Annotated in this window: 17 protein-coding genes and 3 pseudogenes; 7 read left to right on the forward strand and 13 right to left on the reverse strand. The window is 57.3% G+C overall.

Features of this window, described 5'->3' with window-relative positions; genetic code table 11:
- Positions 1–50: 50 nt before the first annotated feature.
- From BGIM_RS0135035 to BGIM_RS0135050, 4 genes are all read right to left on the reverse strand, one after another.
- Positions 51–452 (reverse strand): hypothetical protein, encoded by a 402-nt coding sequence (locus BGIM_RS0135035; RefSeq protein WP_020474324.1) that lies wholly within the window; start codon positions 450–452, stop codon positions 51–53.
- 20 nt (positions 453–472) lie between these two features.
- Positions 473–1,411 (reverse strand): DUF1559 domain-containing protein, encoded by a 939-nt coding sequence (locus BGIM_RS0135040; protein WP_020474325.1) that lies wholly within the window; start codon positions 1,409–1,411, stop codon positions 473–475.
- 256 nt (positions 1,412–1,667) lie between these two features.
- Complete coding sequence (locus BGIM_RS0135045) at positions 1,668–3,113, reverse strand: WD40 domain-containing protein (RefSeq protein WP_157369657.1); 1,446 nt, start codon at positions 3,111–3,113, stop codon at positions 1,668–1,670.
- A gap of 254 nt (positions 3,114–3,367) precedes the next feature.
- A complete protein-coding gene (locus tag BGIM_RS0135050; protein ID WP_020474327.1) occupies positions 3,368–6,046 on the reverse strand; it encodes a hypothetical protein in 2,679 nt (892 codons plus the stop codon).
- A gap of 239 nt (positions 6,047–6,285) precedes the next feature.
- Between BGIM_RS0135050 and BGIM_RS0135055 the strand changes: the two genes are divergently transcribed.
- Positions 6,286–7,044, forward strand: coding sequence for an SDR family oxidoreductase (locus BGIM_RS0135055; protein ID WP_029631242.1), 759 nt, complete (start codon positions 6,286–6,288; stop codon positions 7,042–7,044).
- Between the two features lie 111 nt (positions 7,045–7,155).
- On the opposite strand, the gene BGIM_RS0135060 is transcribed toward BGIM_RS0135055, so the two are convergent.
- Together BGIM_RS0135060 and BGIM_RS65135 are read right to left on the reverse strand one after the other, a co-directional pair.
- Positions 7,156–7,533: a hypothetical protein gene (locus tag BGIM_RS0135060; RefSeq protein WP_020474329.1), complete on the reverse strand. Its 378-nt coding sequence runs from the start codon at positions 7,531–7,533 to the stop codon at positions 7,156–7,158.
- Positions 7,496–7,744 (reverse strand): hypothetical protein, encoded by a 249-nt coding sequence (locus BGIM_RS65135; protein ID WP_162136317.1) that lies wholly within the window; start codon positions 7,742–7,744, stop codon positions 7,496–7,498. Before BGIM_RS65135 ends, BGIM_RS0135060 begins: the two co-directional genes overlap by 38 nt.
- 238 nt (positions 7,745–7,982) lie before the next feature.
- Between BGIM_RS65135 and BGIM_RS0135065 the strand changes: the two genes are divergently transcribed.
- The 3 genes and pseudogenes from BGIM_RS0135065 to BGIM_RS0135085 all read left to right on the forward strand — a co-directional run.
- Positions 7,983–9,773 (forward strand): sulfatase-like hydrolase/transferase, encoded by a 1,791-nt coding sequence (locus tag BGIM_RS0135065; RefSeq protein ID WP_020474330.1) that lies wholly within the window; start codon positions 7,983–7,985, stop codon positions 9,771–9,773.
- 236 nt (positions 9,774–10,009) lie between these two features.
- Complete coding sequence (locus BGIM_RS0135070) at positions 10,010–10,390, forward strand: hypothetical protein (RefSeq protein WP_020474331.1); 381 nt, start codon at positions 10,010–10,012, stop codon at positions 10,388–10,390.
- A gap of 550 nt (positions 10,391–10,940) precedes the next feature.
- Positions 10,941–11,525 (forward strand): annotated as a pseudogene (locus BGIM_RS0135085) (transposase); the annotation flags it as partial.
- Between the two features lie 47 nt (positions 11,526–11,572).
- Here the strand turns inward: BGIM_RS0135085 and BGIM_RS0135090 are convergent.
- Positions 11,573–12,652: a M24 family metallopeptidase gene (locus tag BGIM_RS0135090; RefSeq protein WP_020474334.1), complete on the reverse strand. Its 1,080-nt coding sequence runs from the start codon at positions 12,650–12,652 to the stop codon at positions 11,573–11,575.
- A gap of 105 nt (positions 12,653–12,757) precedes the next feature.
- Here BGIM_RS0135090 and ubiE point away from each other — a divergent pair, with 105 nt between their 5' ends.
- Together ubiE and BGIM_RS0135100 are read left to right on the forward strand one after the other, a co-directional pair.
- Complete coding sequence (gene ubiE, locus BGIM_RS0135095; RefSeq protein ID WP_029631245.1) at positions 12,758–13,477, forward strand: bifunctional demethylmenaquinone methyltransferase/2-methoxy-6-polyprenyl-1,4-benzoquinol methylase UbiE; 720 nt, start codon at positions 12,758–12,760, stop codon at positions 13,475–13,477.
- A 119-nt stretch (positions 13,478–13,596) separates the two neighbouring features.
- Positions 13,597–14,373 carry an NIPSNAP family protein gene (locus BGIM_RS0135100; protein ID WP_020474336.1) on the forward strand — a complete coding sequence of 259 codons (777 nt, stop codon included), beginning with the start codon at positions 13,597–13,599 and terminating at the stop codon, positions 14,371–14,373.
- Positions 14,374–14,381: 8 nt separating this feature from the next.
- Here the strand turns inward: BGIM_RS0135100 and BGIM_RS67450 are convergent.
- The 5 genes and pseudogenes from BGIM_RS67450 to BGIM_RS0135125 form a co-directional block, all read right to left on the reverse strand.
- A pseudogene (locus BGIM_RS67450) lies at positions 14,382–15,794 on the reverse strand (DUF1501 domain-containing protein).
- A gap of 798 nt (positions 15,795–16,592) precedes the next feature.
- Positions 16,593–17,144 carry a hypothetical protein gene (locus BGIM_RS0135110; protein WP_020474339.1) on the reverse strand — a complete coding sequence of 184 codons (552 nt, stop codon included), beginning with the start codon at positions 17,142–17,144 and terminating at the stop codon, positions 16,593–16,595.
- 131 nt (positions 17,145–17,275) lie between these two features.
- The gene (locus tag BGIM_RS0135115) at positions 17,276–18,352 is read right to left on the reverse strand and encodes a hypothetical protein (protein ID WP_157369658.1); all 1,077 of its coding nucleotides are present in this window, start codon (positions 18,350–18,352) and stop codon (positions 17,276–17,278) included.
- A 205-nt stretch (positions 18,353–18,557) separates the two neighbouring features.
- Positions 18,558–18,639 (reverse strand): annotated as a pseudogene (locus BGIM_RS68465) (IS5/IS1182 family transposase); the annotation flags it as partial.
- 57 nt (positions 18,640–18,696) lie between these two features.
- Positions 18,697–18,975, reverse strand: a complete 279-nt coding sequence (locus tag BGIM_RS0135125; protein ID WP_020474342.1) for a hypothetical protein — start codon at positions 18,973–18,975, stop codon at positions 18,697–18,699.
- 272 nt (positions 18,976–19,247) lie between these two features.
- Here BGIM_RS0135125 and BGIM_RS0135130 point away from each other — a divergent pair, with 272 nt between their 5' ends.
- Complete coding sequence (locus tag BGIM_RS0135130; protein WP_020474343.1) at positions 19,248–20,921, forward strand: N-acyl-D-amino-acid deacylase family protein; 1,674 nt, start codon at positions 19,248–19,250, stop codon at positions 20,919–20,921.
- Between the two features lie 41 nt (positions 20,922–20,962).
- Here the strand turns inward: BGIM_RS0135130 and BGIM_RS58795 are convergent, their stop codons facing one another.
- Positions 20,963–22,081 carry a hypothetical protein gene (locus tag BGIM_RS58795; RefSeq protein ID WP_020474344.1) on the reverse strand — a complete coding sequence of 373 codons (1,119 nt, stop codon included), beginning with the start codon at positions 22,079–22,081 and terminating at the stop codon, positions 20,963–20,965.
- Positions 22,082–22,104 lie beyond the last annotated feature (23 nt).

Here is a 22,104-nt window from a genome sequence, read left to right on the forward strand (position 1 = left end):
CGGGTGCTTGCGAGATTGAAAAGACGATGAATCTTGTTTTTAACTTCTGATCAGGGAATCGCCTTCACCTCGAAATTCACATTCTCTTGTTTCCCCGGTTTCAAGTCGGCGATCAGTAGCGTTCGAGTGTTGAACTCGGGCCGAATCATCGACTCGCGGGCCGCCGTCCCCATCACCGGGTCCGGTTTGGCCGTCGGGCGGGAGGCGTTGATCCGGACCTTCTTTGATCCCGGCACGATCTTGACGGAGTATTTCCCGTCTTTGATCGGGCCGGCGGCGGGAGTCGTTTGGGCATCGGTTGCCTCAAAGATGATCTCTCCCTCCGGGAGTTGCTTTCCATCAATCAATACGATTCCCGAAACTTCGGAAATCGACTCGGAACATCCCGTCAACGGGGCGACAACCACCCCCAAGGCGAGGATGGCTCCGAGCCTTCTCAAGTAATGACGCATAAGTGTGCCCCGGTGGCCGATCAATAATCCGAAGTGGTTTCGCCACCGTTGCGACTGCCGAGGGCCAGCCAGGTGGCCGGTGTGATCGTGTTGCGGACGAACCGGACAGACCCGTCGCCGAGACAAACATTCACCCCGCCGGTGTGCATGCTCCGGGCCAGCGAAAACGCCGAAAGAGTGGATTGCGCGCCGCACGGCGCCATCGGGAGAGGGTTACAATACGTCTCGGGGTTGTCGCCGACCGTGGAGTTCGGCGGATAGATGGTGGAGAACGTGATGCCGGCATGGATGGCATTCCACACCCGGCCGCGAATGTCGTGCGTGGTGGTGTCCGGCGATTGCAGAAGTTCGGATACCATCGCCGTGTTGCTCAATCCGTCGGTCACGGTGCCGAGGGTCACCTGCGAGATGCCGTAAAACATTCCATTGCGGTTCAGCCCGCGAGGATCGGCGGTTTCCGTTGCGTATTGGTTGCCGTGGCAGGTCACATAGCTGGAATGGAAACCTTGGCCGAGACTTGAGATCTTGCCGCCGTTCGGGTCGGAAGGGCAGATCAGTCCCGGAATTTTAATCGTTGAGAAGGGCGCGCCGCATGTGACACCGGGCAGGGTTGTCAGCCAAGCCTGAACTTGGGCCCCCATTGCATTCTGTTCGATGTACGGCAGGATCGGGGCGACCCATCCTGAGCGGTCATTATCCCGGCCGCCGACATCGCTATACCAAGTGCTTGAAAAATATCCCATCGGCAAGGCAGCCGGAAGCGACCCGTTGGCGTCGTGATAGTTGTGCAGTGCCAGCCCGAGTTGCTTCAGGTTATTGGAGCATTTCATTCGGTTGGCGGCCTCGCGGATCTTCTGCACGGCGGGCAAAAGCAATCCGATGAGGATGGCGATGATCGCAATCACCACCAACAACTCAATGAGCGTGAACGCCCGACGTTTCGACCGAACCTGTCGCATGGCATATCCCCTGATTCAAAAATGAAAGAATGACATTTGTCTGGAGAGTGACAACAGTTGAAGACACAAAACTTGAACAAATGAGATGTGTTTGACCGTAATCTGAGTGATTGCCAAATACAAGAAGAATTCAGACGAAAAATGGGAAACAAGCGATAGATTAGGACTTGTGAGGGATATGCTGAGTTTTTTTGTCAAAACACACGTGAGGCGTGTCCACTTCACGTGTGTTTTGACAAAAAACTCCTAACTCTGGTTACTTCTTCTTGGTCTTCGGGTCTTCTTTCTTCGGCTCTTCCTTCTTGGGTTCTTCGCCGGGGGGAAGCAGGGGCTTGATGAGGGCCGCCGTGTCGCCGTTGTAGAGACGGACAATTCCATCCTCGCCGCCAGTGGCGACGAGTTTGCCGTCTGTGCTCGCGGCCACCGCGTACAGGAAGTCCGTGCCGCCCGAGAAGGTTCGCTGGTTGCCGCCGTTGTCGATGTTCCAAAGTTTCACGGAGGTGTCGCCGCTGGCCGTCAGGAACGTCGGGGTCTTGCCGACGAACACCAACCGGGTGACTTGCTTCTGATGGGCGTTGATCGTCCGGGCTTGCTCGCCCTTTTCGTAATCCCACACCTTCACGTTGTTGTCCGCGCTGCCGCTCGCCAGAAATTTGCCGTCCGGCTTCCAGCCCACATCCAACACATGGTGGGTGTGCCCCTCGAAAGACTTCAGGAGTTTGCCAGAGGGTATTTCCCACACCTTCACGAACTTGTCCGCCCCGCAGGTGGCGAGTTTGGTGTTGTCCGGGCTGAAGCTGACGCCGAAGACGGAATCGCTGTGCGTGGGCTTCATGTCCAAAATCAATTTCCCGGCGGCGTCGAAGAGTTTCACTTCGCCGTCCTCCGTGGCCGCCCCGCCGCCGGTGGCGATCCACTTGCCGTCATTGGAATACGCAATCGCATAAACGCGATCCGCAAAGCCAGTGATGGTTTGCTTGAGTTCGCCCTTGTCCACATCCCAGAGCTTCATTTCCCGATAGCTCCCCGTGGCAAGCGTCTTGCCGTCCGGCGAGAACGCCAGCGACTCCACCAGCGACAGATGGGCGCCGACAACCGGTTTGCCGTCGGTCGTTTTCAGGGCCGGGTCAATCAAGGTTTTGATGAACTCGCCCGTGCCCTTGTAGAAGTGCAACTGGTTGCCGCGACCGGCGGCCACCACGGACTTGTCCGCGTTGATGCCGACGGCCCGGACCGGCTTCACGATGGCCGGGATTTGGGACAGCACCACCATCGGCCGCTGGATGCCCATGCCGACGGGGGGCTTCGCCCCTTGATCGATCCACATTTTGATGAGCGCCAGTTCCGGCGGCGTCAGCGGGGTTTCATCCTTCGGCGGCATGATTGGTTTGAGCTGCCGGCTGCAGAGCTTGTACAGATAGCTGTCGGCCGACTTCCCGGCGACAACGGGGGGGCCTTTCTTGCCCCCCTTCATCAGCTTCTCGTAGGTGGACAGGTCGAGCTTGCCGTTGATTTCCTTGCCGGAATGGCAGACGAAACACTTGTTCGCAAAGATCGGCTCGATGTCTTTTTCGTAGACAACCGGGTCTTTCCGATCAATCTTGACCTCGGCGATCGGCTCCAGTTTGGCGTCCTTCTTCTCTTGGGCGAACAACCCGCCGGGCAGGGCCGCCAGAAGCATGGCCAATATTAAACGACGCATATGGGTGTCTCAATGAAAGCGTTTGAATGCGGAAAAAATTCACCAGTCCAAGGTCGAAGGTTTGGTTGCCAAGCCTTCCCAAATGATTTTGGCAAAATGCAATTGCGGCTGAAAAGTAGGTCAGGCTTTCCAGCCTGACAAACCTTCCCGTGGGCTTCGGCCGTCTCTCTCGGTCAGTCCAACCGTCAGGCTGGAAAGCCTGACCTACTTTTCGGGCGTAATGGAAGCACCAAGTCGTCTTTTCGCCTGCCGTGTCACTTCTTTTTCGGTTCTTCCTTCTTCGGCTCCGGCTTCTTCGGCTCTTCCTTTTTCACGGGCGGTGGCGGGGCCTTTTCCACGTTCAGGTTGAACTTGCCATCTTGCGGGATGGCGATGCCGTCGTAGGTTCCGGTGGCTGTCACGACGATGCTCTGCAGATTGGCGGCCGGCACATCAATGGCGGCCTTGAGGATGGCTTTCACTTCCGTCGCCCCGGCGGGAATGGTCACGTCATCGACCGTGATGCCCTTCGTGTTCGGGGGAAGCACGATCTTTACTTTGAAGTCCCCGGCGTAGTCGAACTGGCGTTCCACTTTGACGACGAGTTCGGCCGTCATGCCCGCCTTGAGCGCCCCGGCCGGGACAGCCGTGACTTTGGCGAGCGACAGGGGAAGTACTTTCAGCACCAACGGTGTGGAGGCTGTTTCCACGGTCACCGGTTTCTTGGCCTTGCCCATCGGATCTTTGTCGTATTGAATCGTGGCGGTGGCCTTCAACACCACACAATATGTTCCCGGCAGGGCGGTTGATTTGACATCCAACACCATCGTGCCATCTCCCTTGTCCGGGGCGATGGCCGGGAGGGCCTGGCCGTTGTTGGCGGTCACCGGCATCGCCTGCGGGTTGGCGCCGGTGACGATTTGTTGCAGGTTAATGGCCACTTTGGCATCGGGGGAAATCCGCGTGACGGTGAACGGCACGGTGATCTTCTCGCCCGGCTTCGCCGTCAGCGGTTGGGGGAGCTTTTCCCCCATTTTGACGAACGCATTTTCCGGTTGCAGCGTGACTTTGAAATAAGACTTGTCCCGCACGGCCAGCATCACCGCCTGATCCATCCGCGTGATAGTCGGGGTGTTGTTTTGTTGCTGCATTCCCCAAACAATCGTCGCCGGCCGGGCGTCGTGAACCACTTGCTTGCCGTTGATGGCGGCCGTTCCCTTCACCACGAACGTGCCGTTAAAAGTGGCGGCGGTCGGGGCGGCGAGCAACACCAGCGTGCCGGCTTTTTGGCCATTGCCGACCACTTGCGGGGGAGCCGTCACTCCGGCGGGCAGTCCCTCGGCGGTGAGAGTCACCGGGCCGGTGAAACCATCCTGCCGGAACACGAAGACATCCAGGTATTGGGCGCCGTCGGCCCGTAACACGGTCACATCCGGCTGGCTCTTGCTGGACGGCATCACCACTAGCCGAAAATCCGGCTTTTCGGGGGTGATCCGCAATCGGTAGGAAACGTGGGGGCCAAACAAGAAACTTGATTCCCGGCTGGCCACTTGCACAAGATATTTGCCATCTTCCGTGGCGGTGAACTTATATGGTTCGGGATCGGAGGACCGGGTGTAGAACTGCGTTGTGCTGAGGGTTTCGACCGTGTCATCTTTTTCCATCATGTCCGTCGTGGCCTTCGGCCCCCGGACGGTGAAGAGAAAATCGGTGTCCACGCCGAGACGGTCCGACCACAAATCGACGAGGTAGGTTTCCCCTTTCTTGGCGTTGATCGCGTAGTAATCGCGGTCGCTCCGCTTGTCCACGCGACCGGCGATCTCACACGGGGCGGGAACGTCCATCGCCTGCTCGGGTTTGTCGTTCGGTTCCTTTTCAATGACGACTTTGTCCTGGGCAAAGGCGATCAGCACGGGATTTGAGGAACCGGTGGGCGTGGTCAGTCGATACTCGAAGCCATCCGCGCCGGCGACACGCGGATCAATGCGACCGAGAAAGGTCAGCTTGTCCGGAGTGTTCGGGGCGTTCACGGTCACGACCAGTTTGTCCACGGGCCGGCCGTTGATCAATGTCCCCGGATCGGGCTGGCCGCCGGGGAGGTTGCGGCCGTACAGGGTCACCGGCGTCGGCTTGCCCGGTTCGACCATCGGGGGGAACACGGCATCGATCCACGGGTTGGTGGTCACCGTCAGCCGGTAAAAATGCTGGGGACTGCCGGCCGTGTAGGTGAACTCGGCCACCCGCACAAAGTATTCCCCGTCGGCCGGCGCGATGAAATCGGTCACCGCGTCCGGCCCGTTTTGGGTGGCCAGCTTTCGGTTGGTCTGGTCATACACTTCGACCAGCGGCCGGGCCTTGCTATCCAGCACGGCTGCCATGCAGGCCAGGACGATTCGCTGTCCTTTTTTCGCGGTGATGATGAACAAATCCACGTCGGCCGGAGCGCCAAACGTGCCGTTGACGGTCGTGTTCAACTCAATCTTCATGGCCTCGGGAACGTCGTTGTTCGGTTCCTTTTCGGCCACTTCGGGCAGGTCGCCGACCACGAACGTGCGGGGATTGCTCACCCCGTATTTGTTGACGGCCCGGACATCATAATGCCCGACCGGCACATTGGCGGCCACGCTCACGCTGAACTTGACGGCGGTGGGGGTGCCGCCCCCTTTCCGTCGCGGCGGGGCGGGCATCTTCGGAGTCTTCGGATCAACCTTGGGGTCCGCCTTGGGATCCGGAGGAATGATGACCGTGCCGGTGATGCCCGGATGGCCGAAGATCAGCGATTCGGTTTCCTCCAAATCGGTTCCCGTGAACGTGACCTCGGCCACGGTCGTTCCGGCCTTGGCCCCCGGCGGGGAGACGACTTCGAGCCGGGGCAACGGCAAGCCGGGATTTTGTTGGGCCATCGCGGCCGTCGTCAATGCACAGGCGACGACGCACCAGAGAAACCGACTCATATGTACCTTCTCCGGGAAGAGAGCGGATGACTTTTTGCGGTGGGAGGTCGCAAAGGAGCGAAATCGGGCGGGTGGGATCAATCAGATGTGAATCGTACCGCAAACGAAATCGACGGTCAAGGATTCCCCGCCGGGAACTTAAAATCAAGACCGGAAATGACGCCCGTTTTGATCCGTGATCGTCCCCGCGAAAAAACCACATATCCTCGATCTGAACCAGTTTTGTTTGAGGGCACATGATGACCGTCAGCGGAAAGATCGCCATTGTCACCGGAGCGGGAACCGGCATCGGGCGGGCCACTTCCATCGCCTTGTTGAAGGAGGGCTACTCGGTCGTTCTGGCCGGCCGTCGTCAGGAACTGCTTGAGGAAACTGCCAAACTCGCGGGGCCGGACACGGCCAAGGCGTTGGTCGTCCCGGCCGACGTGAGTAATCCGGCTTCCGTGGAGGCTCTTTTTGAGAAAACCAAGGCGACCTTTGGCCGGCTCGACTTGCTATTCAATAACGCCGGGATGGGCGCCCCCGGCGTGCCGCTGGAAGACCTGACCTATGAACAATGGCGGCAGGTCGTGGATGTGAACCTGACCGGCCCGTTCCTCTGCACACAGGCGGCTTTTCGCCTGATGAAAGAACAAACCCCCCGAGGGGGACGAATCATCAACAATGGCTCGATCTCGGCCACGACCCCCCGGCCGAACTCCGCTCCTTACACCGCCACCAAACACGCCATCACCGGCTTGACGAAATCCACGTCGCTCGACGGGCGCAAATATGACATCGCCTGCGGACAAATCGATATCGGCAACGCCGCCACGGAAATGACCGCCAAAATGCGGGCCGGCATCATCCAAGCCAACGGCCAAACCATGATCGAACCCACGATGGATGTTGACATCGTGGCCCGCACCGTGATCCACATGGCCGGCCTTCCTCTCGACGCCAATGTCCTGTTCGTGACCGTGATGGCCACCAAAATGCCCCTTGTTGGTCGGGGATGAGGAATCGCTTGCCGGGCATCGTGCGGAATTTTGCGGCCACCGCCCGGCGGGCACGCTGGGAAATGAACTCCCGGAATCGCCAATGTGAGCCGGTTCAGATGCGGCGCATGGTTAGGTCTCGGGCGGCTCAAACAATAGCTCTCTGTCGCCGCCAACCTCAAGAAACACGGGCGAGAGCGGAGGCACCTCCGGGTAATCCTCGCCAGGTTCGCACCAGACGACGCAATTCAACTCACGAGCGGCCTGCCGGGCGCACGCCGCAGGCGTCGCCCACGGCAGCACGGCCGTCTTAAACCAGACGCCAATCCCGCCGGGGCCTTCCATGTTGGGTTGCACGATCAACGTACCCAGACGGGTGCCGTACACCACCTCGCCACCGCCGCCATCCAGCGGCTCGGTGAGTGGACCGGCAACCGCTTCGAGCCAGACCAACACCTGCTCGGCCGCACAGTCACGGACGACAATCTCGATGCCCGTTGAAACCGCCATCGTCGAAGCCCTCTTTTGCCTGACGCCATTGCTCAACCGTCCCATCCCCGATGGCGAACTGCCGCACACACGCCAAGATATCGGTCCGGCAGGCAAGCAAGTCACGCTGATAAGTCCAAACTGACCGGCCGAAGTGCATGTGCCACCACCCGCCGTCGGGAAGCCTGTCCAGAACATATCCGTGTTCCAAAGAATCCTCAGTCCAATTCATCACTTCATCAGGCGATTACGCCTGTTTTGATGTTAAACAGCAAAGTTTGGCGAAAGTATGATTCGATATTTGCATTAGTGTCGGAATTTCACCATCCCAATCTTTGATTTCGCATTGGAATCCGTCATCCGGCAAAGGTTTGATTTTGAACTTGCCGGAACCACTTCCTTCTTTGAGTCTTCCCCCCGGTCGGATATGCTCTTGGTTTCCTTGACCCGGTTTCCTGTGGGATCATCCGATGAAGTGGCTTCTCTCCTTGCTGGCGATTTCTCTGGGCCTTGCGGCCACGGCTGCGGAACGGCCGCCTAATGTGGTGTTCATCATGGCCGATGATCTCGGCTGGGCCGATCTTGGGTGTTATGGCAGCCGATATCACAAGACCCCGAATCTGGATGCGTTGGCGAAGAATAGCGCCAGGTTCACCCAAGCCTATGCGGGTTCGACGGTCTGCTCGCCGACTCGAGCGGCCATTATGACGGGTCGGCATCCGGCCCGCGTCGGCATCACGGACTGGCTTCCCGGCCGGCCGGATCGCCCGGATCAACCGCTCTCGCGGCCCGTGCTGGTCGCCGATCTTCCAGCCGACATTCCCACCTTGCCGGGCTTGCTCAAAAAGGCCGGTTATCGCACGGCCTTGGTGGGCAAATGGCATCTGGGCGGCAAAGACGCCACGCCGGAAAGCCGGGGCTTTGATGTCAACATCGGCGGCGATCACACCGGCACGGCCCTGAGCTATTTCGCCCCGTTCAAGGCGGCCAAAGGCGCTCAAGTCATGCCGGGCTTGGAGAACGCCCCCGAGGGGGAATATCTCACGGACCGTCTGACGGCCGAGGCCAAGAAGTTCATCACCGAGAGCAAGGACAAGCCGTTCTTTCTGTATTTGGCCCACTATGCTCCGCATACGCCGCTCAAGGCCAAGCCCGAGAAAATTGCCAAATACAAAGCGGGCGGACCCGGCCAGCAAGGAAACCCGAACTATGCGGCGATGATCGAAAGCCTGGACGACGGCATCGGCGTCCTTCTGGCCACGCTTGATGAGTTGAAACTCGCCGACAACACCATTGTCGTGTTCACCTCGGACAACGGCGGGCTGGCCACGTTGGAAGGAATGAGCACGCCGCCGACGATCAACAGCCCGTTGCGGGAAGGCAAAGGCCATCTATACGAAGGTGGCATTCGTGTGCCCCTGATCGTGCGCTGGCCGGGTGTTTCCAAGGCCGGACAGGTGATCGAAACGCCGGTGAGTTGCCTCGATTTTCTGCCGACGTTTCTAACGGCTGCCGGTCAAAAGCCGACGACTCTCTTGGATGGTGTGGACATTCGCCCGGTTTTCGATGGCACGAAACTAAGCCGGGACACGCTGGTGTGGCATTACCCGCACTACAGCAACCAAACGGCCCGGCCGGGAGCGGCTATCCGTGTCGGCGATTACAAACTCATTGAATTCTTCGACCTGCAACGGCAGGAACTTTTCGACCTGAAAAAAGACCCCGGCGAAGGCCGCAACCTCAGTGCCGAGAAGCCGGATGTGGTGAAGGACCTGCACGAGAAACTGGTTGCCTGGCAAAAGGAAGTCGGGGCGAAGATGATGACCCCAAATCCGAACTATACTCCGAACCCGCAAGACAAAGACGGCATGATCCAAATGCCCGCCCGCTGGGCCGAAGTGCATGGCGTCACGCTTCGCTATGAGCCGTTGCCGCACAAAAACACGCTGGGCTATTGGGTGAATCCGCAAGAATGGGCATCGTGGGAATTCACCGTCACCACGCCGGGCAAGTTCACCGTCGAAGTGTTGCAAGGTTGCGGCAAAGGCAACGGCGGCAGTTCCGTGAACGTGGAAGTCGGCGGGCAGACGCTCAACTTCATCGTGGAAGACACCGGCGGCTTTCAAAACTTCAAACCCCGCGAGATCGGCACGGTGACCATCGACAAGGCAGGCCGCCACACGCTGGCGATCAAGCCGCAAAAGAAAACGGCCGCCGCCGTGATGGATGTGCGATTGGTGACACTGAAACCGGTGAAGTGACACTTCGGCAGGTGCGGAATGAAGAAAAGGCATTAGCCACAAAGACGCGAAGATCACACAAAGTTTCACCAAGAAGACTCTAAGCATTTGGCCGTTGCTGAACTCGGGGCAGCCCGGAAAAGGCAAGCCGGTCGCGACGAAAACAGCGGTGAAGATGTAACTCCGGAGGAGTGGCAGCAGACGCTTGCGGTTGCCAAACATAGTTTCGATTAAACGAGATGTGAGGAGCGCATCCCATGCCACTGCATGTAACCTTCGTCGATTACACCCCAGCGCAATTGTTGGCAGGCGGTGGCACCGTCGGAGTTCAGAACGACCTCATCTCAAAGGCATTGCATGGGAATCTGGCGTTTCTGACCGATGGCAGGCGCTACATCATTCAAATTGATCGCCGAAAACAAGGCCCCGTGGAAGAGAATACCGGGAAGTGCAGAGTGCAGGTTGAGATCCGTTGGCTTGTGGCTCATCCCGCCGAGGCTGAGATTGGCGACATTGTACCGGGTAATACGCTCAAGCCGGACATGAAGCCTGATAACCAAGACTCATACGAATCAACGCTAAAACCGGGCGGGCAGCGATTCGATCCTCACGGTGAGGGATGGGAACGGAAACTGTAAACCGTCGCCTTGCAAAGTCAATATTCCTCCGGCGACAGCACGCAAGTCGAAGATCTGTCGGCCTCGGTGATTGCCCAAAGCTTCTCACCTTTCACGCGATAACTCGACAAAACGCTTTCGCCATGCCACTGCACGCTCGTTGGCTTTCGCATCAGCCGCATCAACGTCGCCCCAATCTCGTGACAGGTGGCGATGGACGAGTCTGGTGATCTCCTCTCGGGTCGCGACGCTCGACGCCCCCACGGTCGCGACGATGGTTCCGGACTGGAATTTGACGGGATTCCCCGCAGTCATTTCAGCCTCGGTCCATGTCTTGGGTGAATGCACGTCGCATTTCTGCGCGTATTCGGCAACGGTCTGGTTGTCTCCGTCAGCGGTTGTTCGTGGCGGACCGGGCGTTCGAGTTTCTGGAATACGCCCGCCAGTTCGCCGAGGCTGGGGATTTTGTGGTCTGGCTGAACCGCTCGGCGGTGTTCGAGCGGGATCCGGCCGTGGAATCCCGGCGGGGGGCTGATGCCGCCGGCCGTGGGAGGAGGAGACGGGCTGGAATTGCCGGGGTCCGCAACGAAGCGAGCGCCTCCGGGTCCGCCGGATCTCCCTGCCGCTCGACAAGGCCGATGAATTGATTGTGATCACCAACCTGACGGACGCCGACGCCTTCCCGGCGGCCGAACTCCTGGAGGTTTACCGGCGGCGATGGGGCATTGAGGGGGTGTTTCAGGAAATCACTGAGGTCTTTGATTTGAAGCGGCTGATCGGCTCGACCCCGGAGGCGACGCTGTTGCAGATGTCCCTGCGCCTAGTGGTTTACAACCTGATTCGCACGGTGTGCCAGTGCGAGGCCGTCGCCAACGACCGGCCACCCGAGACGCTCTCCAGAGAGATGCTGTTCCGGGACGTGCGATCCGAACTGACCGCTTCCGTGGGGTTGCTCACCTCCGTCGATCCGGGGCAATTGCTTGTGCCCCTCGGACCGGAAGCGCTTCAAGCATGGCTGCCTCAACGACTCCGGGGAACTTGGCGGCCCAAATGGACCAATTCCGTCCGTCCGCGGCTCTCGAAGCCCAAACTCAAGAAACTCCGACAAAGAAAACCACACGATTCCGTTTTCCGGGTCTTGCGAAGACCTGCTTGAAGGATCTTCACACGACTGGCGTTTGAATGGCCGCGGTGGCAAGCGGGTCATGTCAGGGTGATTTCGTGCTGGCTTAATCGTTCAAAGCCGGTGGCGGTGATGCGGTAGTTGTGTTCGATGCGGATGCCGCCGAGGTTGTCCACGTAAACGCCGGGTTCGAGGGTCACCACGTCGTTCTCACGCAGAGTCTCGCTTGATTGTTTGACGAAATAGGGGGCTTCCGGGTGGCCGATACCCAAGCCGTGACCGGCGTGATGGGGGAACTGGTCGGCCAGATTGTCTTTGGCGAACGATCCGCGCACCGCATCGTAGACCGCCTGGCATTGTTGACCGGATCGCAACATGGCTTCCCCGGCGGCCATTGCACGCACACACGCTTCGTAGAGGCGGGTTTGTTCGGCGGTCGGGGATTTTCCGACGACGAGGGTGTTCGTGAAGTCGCTTCGATAGCCTTGGATCACCACGGAGAAGTCGAGAATCAGCATGTCCCCGTTCTTCAACACCTGTCTGGTGGCCATGCCTCCCCGGCGAGACGATCCCGGCGAGACGGCGAAATCGCCGTAGAGAATCAGGGGCCGACCAATTGTCCGGGAGCATTCGGCGAAGATGCCGTTGTAGACATCCAGTTCGGTCATTCCGGCGGTCACGTTGGCGCGTCCCCAGTCCTGGCCGGCTTTGCCGACGCGCATGCACTCCTTCAACTGGTCGATTTCATCCGCGTGTTTTTCACGCCGCAAGTCATGCATTGCCTCGTAAATCTTGGCGGCCAGCGGGTCGCCGAGGGAGTCATGCACCCGGCCGCCGTGGTTTTGAACCACCGGAAGCAGCACGGCCCGGCGGTCGCCATGACCGGCCGAAAGGCCGTCGTACCACGGGAGGATTACCCGCTCATCCACACGGGCTTGTTGAATGGTTTCGGGAAGGCGCTTATCGTGATACACGGTGGCATGGCCATCGGGCCGGATCACCAGCACGGCCCCGTAGTCGGCGCCAAGGCTAAACGGATCGACGTAAAAGTTGGCGAAATATCTCAGGTGAATTGGATCGGCCAACACCAAATCGGTCGAAAGATTCAGCCGGGAGATCAGGGCAAGGCGGCGGGATCGGCAGCCGTCGGCGGTGAGCATGAGTGCGGCCCCTGTCGTGGAATCAGGAAAAAGTTCGCCCCCTCGTTGTCGGGAGGGCGGGTTTCACGGTAAAGATGAGTGTATGGCCCGCCCCGCGAGTGAACGATGAATGACCTGCTGGACCGTCGTGAGGCGCGGATACGCCGGATGTTTGACGGCATCGCCCCCAAATACGATCTGCTGAATCACCTGCTCAGCCTGAACATCGACAAGGTTTGGCGCAAACGGGTCGTGAAGACGGTCCCCGCCACCAACGGGCCGGTGCTGGACATGTGCACGGGCACCGGCGATCTGGCTTTGGAATATTTTCGGGCGACCGGCGGGAAGGTCCCCATTATCGGGGCCGATTTCGCCGGGCAAATGTTGGAACTGGCCGTCAAAAAGACCGTGAAGAAGCAGGCGGACAGGGTGGTTCATTATGTGCAGGCGGACGCCCAGCATCTGCCATTTCCGGATGATCTGTTCGAGGTGGTCACGGTCGCTTTTGGATTGCGGAACGTCACGGACCCGTTGCGAGGGCTCGCGGAAATGACGCGAGTTTGCCGGCCGGGCGGGAAGGTGGCGGTTCTGGAATTTTCCAGGCCCCGGCATTGGTTCTTGGGGCGAATGTATCGCGGGTATTTCCGGTATTTGCTTCCGCGAGTCGGCCAGATGTTTTCCAAGAGCGATGAAAACGCCTACACCTACCTGCCGGAAAGCGTCATGAAATTTCCGGATGGCGAAGAACTGGCCGACCATATGCGGAAAACGGGACTGATCGAGGTGACATACACACCGTTCACCTTCGGAGTCGCCACTCTTTATGTTGGTCAGAAGAAGTCATGACGATCAAATAGCTTTCGCGGCAAGCCGACAACTCGATCTCAAACATCAGTCTTGCGATCATCCCGTTCTCGCATAAACTGCGGCCAAGATCACTTCCGTCACTTTTCCGAGAGATGTTCATGGAACGACGCACCTTTGTCCAAGCCTCGGTGGCCACCCTTTGCGCGACGGCCGCCGGATTCGCCGCCGAACCGAAGCCGGAGACTCCCGAATTGTTTGAGTTGCGGACGTACACCCTGAAGCCGGGCAAACAACCACTGCTCGATGACTATCTCGCCAAGGCTTATTTGCCGGCGTTGAAGAAACTGGGCATCGGGCCGGTGGGCGTGTTTGTCGAACCGCCCGAAAAGGAGTTGCTTCGGGTTTATGTCCTCGTTGTTCACAAAACCGCTGAATCTGTTGCCACGTTGCCCGCGAAACTGACGGCCGACGAAGAGTATCAGAAGGCGGCAAGCGCGTATCTTGCCGCGAAAGCCGACGACCCGGTTTATCAGCGGATCGAAAGTTCGTTGCTGACCGCCATTTCCGGCATGCCCAAATTGGAAAAGCCGGATGCCACCAAGCCGCGATTGCTCAATTTGCGGATCTACGAGAGCCACAATGAACGGGGAGCGGCCAAGAAGGTCGAAATGTTCGAGAAAGGCGAATTGGCCATCTTCAAAAAGGTCGGGCTGACGCCGGTGTTTTTCGCTTCCTCACTGGTCGGGGCGGCCATGCCGAACCTGACCTACCTGCTTGTTTTCCCCGACGAAGCCGGAAGAAAGTCGGCCTGGGACACGTTTCGGGTGGCCCCGGAATGGCTCAAGTTAAAAGCCATCCCGGAATACGCGGACAAGGAGATCGTCTCGAAGATCACCAACAAGATTTTGACGCCGGCGGCCTATTCGGAAATCTGAGGAATTCGTCAGAACAATTCCTTGATGCCTTCGGTGTTCTCAATGGCGTTCTTCAACTCGCGGTTGATGTCGGAACGGAGCCGCAACTGGCCGACATCGAAGAGATATTGCATGACCGTGGCAAACAGATGGGCCGGTTTGTAAACGTCCGTCGCGGGGCGGGCGCCCAACCCGTCCGACCGGCCGATGACCTGGCCCATTTTCAAACCGCCACCGGCGATGACCAGCGGAGTCAGGTCGCCGTGGTGTTCGCGGCCGCCGTTCTTGTTTATTCGGGGTGACCGACCCATCTCTCCCGTGACCACCAAAAGAATGCGATCAGACAGGCCGCGTTGCTTGATGTCTTCCAGGAAGGCCGCAATGGCGTGATCCGCCTGCGGGGCCAGCCACTTCAACCCTTCCATGTTCTTCGGGCTGTTTTCGTTGGCGTGCATGTCCCAGCCGCAATCGGAAACGGTGACGAATCCGCAACCCGCCTCGCAGAGTCGCCGGGCCAGCAGCATTTGCTTGCCGAGTTGGTTCGATGCCCGCTTCATGTCGTACCAACGGGTCGCGTCCTCCAGCTTGAACAGGCCGCTGGTGTCGTAACGGGCAAGTGTCTTCGGGTCTTACTTGCCCAGATCGAAGGCGTCTTTGATGCCGCGAGTGATGATGTCGAAGGCTTGCTGTTGGAATTTGTCCGAACGAGCCAGCGAACCTGTCCGATCCATTTTTCGACGCAAATGGTCGAAGCTGGAGAGCAATTCCCGGCGATCATCGAAACGGTCGCGGGGCAACGTCATCGTCATGGATTTTTTGAGTTGCGATCCCCCGGCGGGACTGAATGCCTCGTATTGCGGCCCGAGCGCGCCGGCTTGGGTAAGCGTCGGCAGGGCTCCGGTCTCGAAATTGCTGCCAAGTTTCAAGCCATCTTGAACAGCCTCCGGAAGAACGAGCATATTGCTGGGCAGACCGGTCAGCGGGTGGGTGGCGCCGGCCAGATGGCCGTACACGGCGCTCATGGACGCCTTCGCCAGATTGCCCCCGGTGGTGACCGATTCATAGGTATGTCCACCGTTGCCCGAGGCAAAGGACCGGACAATCGCCAGTTGGCTGGCGGCGGCGGCCATTTTCGGAAAGTAAGAGGTCAACGAGACGCCGGGCAGCGCTGTTTGAATGCAGTTGGCTTGGGTTCGATACTCTTTGGGCGCTTCCGGCTTCGGGTCCCACGTTTCATGTTGTGTCGGCCCGCCTTGAAGGAAAAGCAACACCACCGCCTTGTCGCCGACCGTCGGACTCGTCCCGGCCAGGGCACGCGTTTCCAGTAATCCGGGCAGCGACAGTCCCGACAGCCCGAGACCCAAACCACCGATTCGCATGAATTCACGCCGACTGACGGCTTGGCCGTTCCGGGAGAATGCCTTGTCAAGAATCGTGAGCATGGGAGAAGCTCTTCAATAATAGTCGGTGAAAAAGACAGTCAACGGATTCAAATCGCCGGGAAGAAACTGTCAAAAGCAGGTTGCAGGAAGGCGACAAAATCAGTTGGACAGAACCCTCGCCAAGTTTGTCACCGGGTTTGGATTTTTTGGAAATACGCAAGCGGGTGTCGAGGCAAGGAGGCAAGCGGACATCAACAATCAAACAATTGCGCATTTAACCATGAGGCACGTTCCAGGGCAACGAAATAATGTCCCGGATTGACAAATAAACGCCAAACGGCCGGAAGATTCATTGCTGCTTGGTTGAAAGAGGCTCCACACGCTACTCGTGAGGACGGAATTTTCTTCTGCGTTCAAAAGACTCAAACAAACTGGCATCTTCTCGTAAGCGATGAGGCTACAGGACTTGGTGTTTCCCGATTTTTAAACCGGTCAAAATGCACCCCAAAAGTGCCCTGAACAGTTGAAAAACACCCCTCCGGCGACCATTTTTGGACAGTTGGACACCCACCCGGCTGGTCAAAAACAGTGGGCCAACTGAACAGTATTTTTCAAAAGTCCCGGCAAATCGACATGTCGCCTGATGATTTTGGAGTAATCCTGAGCCTTTTGGCGCCGTCTTCAATGGCCCAGAATAGCCGCTCCATGTGATTACCGGATGGTTGAAAGGAGCCATGTGGCCCAAAATGGTGATTTGGCCTGGCGTGGTAAACGGCTGGCCAAGTCAGAATTCGTGTCTTTGAAATTCACGAGGGGGCATTTGAAACACAAAGCCCCCGTGAATTTCCGGGCGTTCCCTTACTCCTCTTCTTCTTCATCACGATCCACTTTTTTCCGCTTCTTGGTTTTCGGATTCTTCGCTCGCTGATCCTTTTTCCAAGCCTTGTACTGGGTACGGCCCATGAGAGCCATCACCCCGGCCACCAACAACCCGAGACTGCACACGGCCATCACGAGGCCGAGAATGATCGGGCCTGCCGCCCCACCTCCCATGGCCAATCCGGCCACAACTGACATCACGCCGATGCCGCTGTAAATCAAACTGAAAATGATCGAGCCGATGGAATTGCCAAGCGTGTCCTTCGCCTCGCCCGAGATGCTTTGTTTGCCCACATGGAAGAAAACTGCTCCGAACAGCACGGAGATGATCAGGGAACAGACTCCCCCAACCGGGTTGTTCTTGGGGTCGTCGGCCTTCGTGGCGGTCTCGATCGCGAAACTCACGAGAGCGCTCAGGAGGATCAGCGAGCCAAACACAATCCAAATATACCCGGCGGTTTTCACCAATTTGGGAAAGGTTGGCGAGACAATCGGCTCATCATCATAATCCGAAAGGTTATCGTCTGACATGCGAGCTCCAATAAGTGATGTGCCAGCGAGCATGATCGTCAGCCGGAACATACGTCCAACCGACCGATGACACGATCAATCAAATCCAATGAAAAAAAAGACGGCTGTCACAGGCATTGGTTCGAGTTCGTCTACTGGTTGCCCAGTTCCTCGCCGGGATTGGCCATTTCATCGTCCCACATGAACGCGAGAACGAGGTGGTTCTCCTGATTGGTAAACAGATATCGTACTTGGGCGGTGATTCGCAAACGCGGAAATTGCCCGGACGCTTTGTTAACGAACTCAAGGTCGTCAAGAAAATAATACCGGCAGAGGGCCAGAAACATGAACTCGTCAAAGTAATTTCGCGGCCAAGAATGATCCTCGTTGCATATGCCGCCCAACCATTGGGTCAACTGGATCACCGTCGGCTTCCCGGCCGGATATCCGGCGAGCAAGGTTTTCAGTTTATAGCGGCGGTAAATGATAACCATCATGATCACCACATACGCATCAAAGGCTGTCCGAAACAAGAAAAACACAGTCGCCGACATGGTGGTGTGTTTTACCTTCTCGCCGATTGAGATGTCGTAGAGTTCAAACAAGTCAAGAAAAACGCCGTGGCAAATGCTGTCCAGAGTCAGAAGAACGGAGGTCTGGAGTTCCCCGTCAATCGCGAGACCTGCGTGGTCCGGCAGGTTATGAATCACAAAGATTTGCCCCGCCACCGTCATTCCGAACAGAGCGGCCATCGCTTGCATAAAATAGGTGTCAAGCACGCCCGACAGCCGACCCAAATCCAAGTGTGTTGCCACTCGCGTCTTTTCATTTCTTGCAAAATCAACCGCATTATTCTCGAAAATGTTCTTGATCATCAACCCGAGCAGGCCCCCCATCACCAACGGAATCACATAATACGAATAGAGAATCCATTGGCCGACAACGATGGAAAACCAGCCCATCACCAAGCCACAGAGATCCAACAACGCATAAACAACCACCACCCCGAGGGCGATGCAAAGCGGCGTGCTGACAATGGTGTTCAGCCACCATTTTTTCTGAAATTCGTGAATGTCGTCAAGCGTGGCTGTCAGCAGGGCAAAGAGAACTCGCTGCCGGGGGCGAAGGTCGGCCAACTCTTTTGCCGCGGCATGTTGGCGAATACTCTCGGTCAACGGGATTTCCAGAGCGTCAATTTCTTCGAGTCTATAGGCGACTGGATCGTCCAATTCGACTTCTCCCAATGGATATGGCCGTTCGCCGGATTGATGAGCCGTTTCCTGATCTTGCTGCCCCGTATTCTTAGTGACTATTCGGAAAATGACGCCTTATTTTCCCGGTATTTAAACAGCGAGGCAGGCTTCGGTTGCAATCGATTCAACAGTAGTTGAATTCCCCGAACCCGGACCATTGACTCGCTGGAATCGGCCCGCCGTTCGTAGTCCTTGCTCAATCGCCGCGCCCGCCCGAGCCAGGCGAACGTCCGTTCGACCACCCGCCGTTTCGGCAGAGCACGAACCCCGCCACCCCCTTGGGGCCGACTGATCATTTTCAGCCGCCAGCTCTCCGGGTATTAGTCCGACATTGCCGCGTGCAGCGGGGGTGGCGCTTGCCGTCCGCCCACGCAATTTCCAACCGCGGACATCGGCTTGGCCTTGCACGCAATGCCACTTTCCAGATCGCGTCTGAGATCGATCGTTTGCAATTGTTGTTTTGAAGTGTTACTGCCAGTGTCGAATGCGAAGACCGTATTAACATTGGCAGTGTTCAGTATCGGCTTGGAAAAGGAAACTTTAATATCATCGCCATCAATGTCCTGATAAGTGATCGTCATGGCATTGGCAAAAGTCACGGGTATTTCGCGTGATTCCAATTGCTCAAGATGCACATCCCGGATGAGCCATAAAACACCTTAAAATGAGGGGAGAAGCGTGAAATGCGAGAATGGAAATCATATTACAAAAACGACCAGAATGATGCAACTGATTTTCAACCGGTAAGTTGCGACAAGAGTTATTCGTCTGCTTTTGTTGTAAAGACGTTCTTCTTTTGCCGATCTCCACGATTTTCTTGTGATCCCTCCGGGCGTGTGTTATCGTCCAAACTTCCATCACGGGAGTCGGCATGTTTACGTACTTGCGGCATGTGCTTTGGGTGGCGGTTCTGTTGGTTCTTGGCGGGATCGCCCCGGCCCAGGAGGCCACTTACGATCTGGTCATTCGAGGCGGCAAGATCGTGGATGGCACGGGGAATCCGTGGTTTGTCGGCGATGTCGCCATTCGCGGGGACAAGATCGTGGCCGTCGGGAGCGTGCCTGCCAAATCGGGGAAGCGGGAGATCGATGCGAAGGGCCTCGTCGTGTCGCCGGGCTTCATCGATATTCATTCGCATTCGGATTATCTGTTGCTTGAAGACGGCAACGCCCCGAGCAAGATCCGGCAAGGAGTGACGACCGAAGTGCTGGGCGAAGGATCGTCGGTCGCCCCGAATCGCGGCGAACTCACCCCCAAGATGACCGGCGACGGGCCCCAACCACGGTTCGCCCGGCTGGCTGATTACTTCGACAAACTTGAACGCTCCGGCGTGGCCGTCAATGTGGCCTCTTATGTCGGCATGGACAACATCTGGCAAAGCGTGATGGGCCATTCGTTCGACCGCCCGACGGCCGAGCAATTCGCCAAAATGCGAGAGATTACCGAAGAGGCAATGAAGGATGGTGCCTTCGGCATGTCCAGCCTGCTGGCGATGCCCCCCGGTTCGTTGACCACGACCGAGGACATCATCGAGCTTTGCAAGGTGGTGGCTAAACACCGGGGCATTTTCTCTTCGCATAATCGCAACGAGGGGACCGGCATTTTGGAGGCCGTCAAGGAGTGTATCACCATCGGCGAAAAAGCCGGACTGCCGGTGGACATCATCCATCTAAAGATCGCCGATCAAAAACTGTGGGGCCGGATGAACGAAGTGGTGGCGCTCATCGAGACCGCCCGCCAGCGCGGCGTGAACGTGCAGGCCAATGTCTACCCGTATACACGCGGAAACAACAATCTGGCCAGCATCATTCCCCCGTGGGCGCACGAGGGGGGAACCCCGAAGATGCTGGCCCGGTTGAAGGAAACCGAGCAACGCGAGAAGATGAAGAAGGACATCCGGGAGGGGCTGCCGGGTTGGTACAACCATTACACCGCTGTGGGCGGCGACTGGTCCCGCATGTTGGTGAGCGGCAAAGGCCCCTATGAGGGCCTGACGATGGATCGCGTGATCGCCTCCAAAAGCAAGGACAAAACCCCGACGCCCGACCCGCTTGATCTGCTGTTCGACATCCTGATCGAGCAAGGCGGCTCCATACCGACCGTTTACGAACATCACACCCAGAAAGACATGACGCTGGCCCTTTCACAATCTTGGTGTTCCGTCGGTTCCGACGGCGCGGCCTACTCCACCGAGGGAGGCCTGCGGCGCGGCAATCCCCACCCGAGAAACTTCGGCACGTTCCCCCGAGTGTTGGGCGTATATGTGCGTGAAACCGGGTTGCTCAAGTTGGAAGACGCCATCCGCAAGATGACTTCGCTAAACGCCAACAAACTCGGCATCACTGATCGCGGCTTGCTCCGGCCCGGAATGCTGGCCGATGTGACCATCTTTGACCCGAAAACCTTAATCGACAAATCCACTTATGAAAGCCCGTTCCATTACAACGAGGGCATTGAATACGTGGTCGTCAACGGCAAACTGGTGTTGGATCAAGGGAAACCGACCGGGGAAAAACCGGGACGGGCGTTGCGGCACGGAAAGTAGGATGACAAGGAGACAAGGTGACAAGGTGATAAGCCGTGTTGTCATTTGCCTATCCGCCGTAATGTATATGAAAAGGCTCCGAGCAAATCTCCTCGTTTGGAGTTGTGGCATTCCTCGCATTGTTTGACGCAACGGATTGCTCCCAGCATTCGCACACCTTCGGAGGAGTTCACCACTTGAAGGTGTTCCCCCTGACGAAGTTTCTCCAAGGCGGGTGTTTCAAACTCATCCAGCGAACGGGTCGGCGCTCCCCGAAGTTCATCCATGCATGGCAGATTTTCCGAGACATAGACCACCGGATTTTCATGCGTCAGCAAGCCCGCCAGATCGAGTCGCCGAACTTCCCATTGCAAAACAGGCGCTGGCAACTCGCTGAATCGATGAGATTCAAAACCGGCCACATGACGAATATCTCTCATGTATCCGAAGGCATTGGGGTATGTGAAATCAACGATTCCTTTGATGTGCCATTCTCGAAGTTCCTCGTTTTCAAACCGCAATAAAACAGGAGATGATCTGCCATTCGGCTGAGGAACCTCCAACAGACTCGCTGGCTGTGAAATATTAACATCGGGATGAAGTCCGGCTTTGATGTGGGTGTCGGAAGGACGGGCTCTCATTCGGGAGATGCCAAAGCCCATGCTGTCCGAGAACAAAATGGTTTTCGCTTCGTGGAGTTGAGCCAATGCTTGACGCCGGTAAATGAAACGAAGACTTTGGGTCGTGCTGATTTTTTCCTCCAAGACCTCCAACTGATTCTCGCTATCATCTGATAATTTATTCTTGTTGAGAGACATGGCGGATGTCGGCAAGCGTGCTTCCAAAGACTGATACGGGTATCGTTCGCGGAGTTCGGCCCATTCCCGCTCTTTCTCGAATCCTTTTCTACCGATGACTCCGTAAACAAGAACGGTGACCGAGACAGAAATAATCAAGAACTGTCTTGGTGTGCCTGATGACCATCGCCAGATATAAAAGGCCGGATACACAATGAATATCTGCATGACGACTAGTGGAGCGAATACTTCGGCAAAAAATGTCAGAAAGAGGATGACCAATCCGGTTGCACTGACCACTCCGACAGGTCTTCCGGGCCGTCTGGCTGCGTGATTGACGACCACCAGCAAAATCATTGACAAAAATAACAAGAGAATGAGCATTTGAAAATCTCCGACAAAGTCAA

This window comes from Zavarzinella formosa DSM 19928, from assembly GCF_000255705.1.
Classification (GTDB): Bacteria; Planctomycetota; Planctomycetia; order Gemmatales; family Gemmataceae; genus Zavarzinella; species Zavarzinella formosa.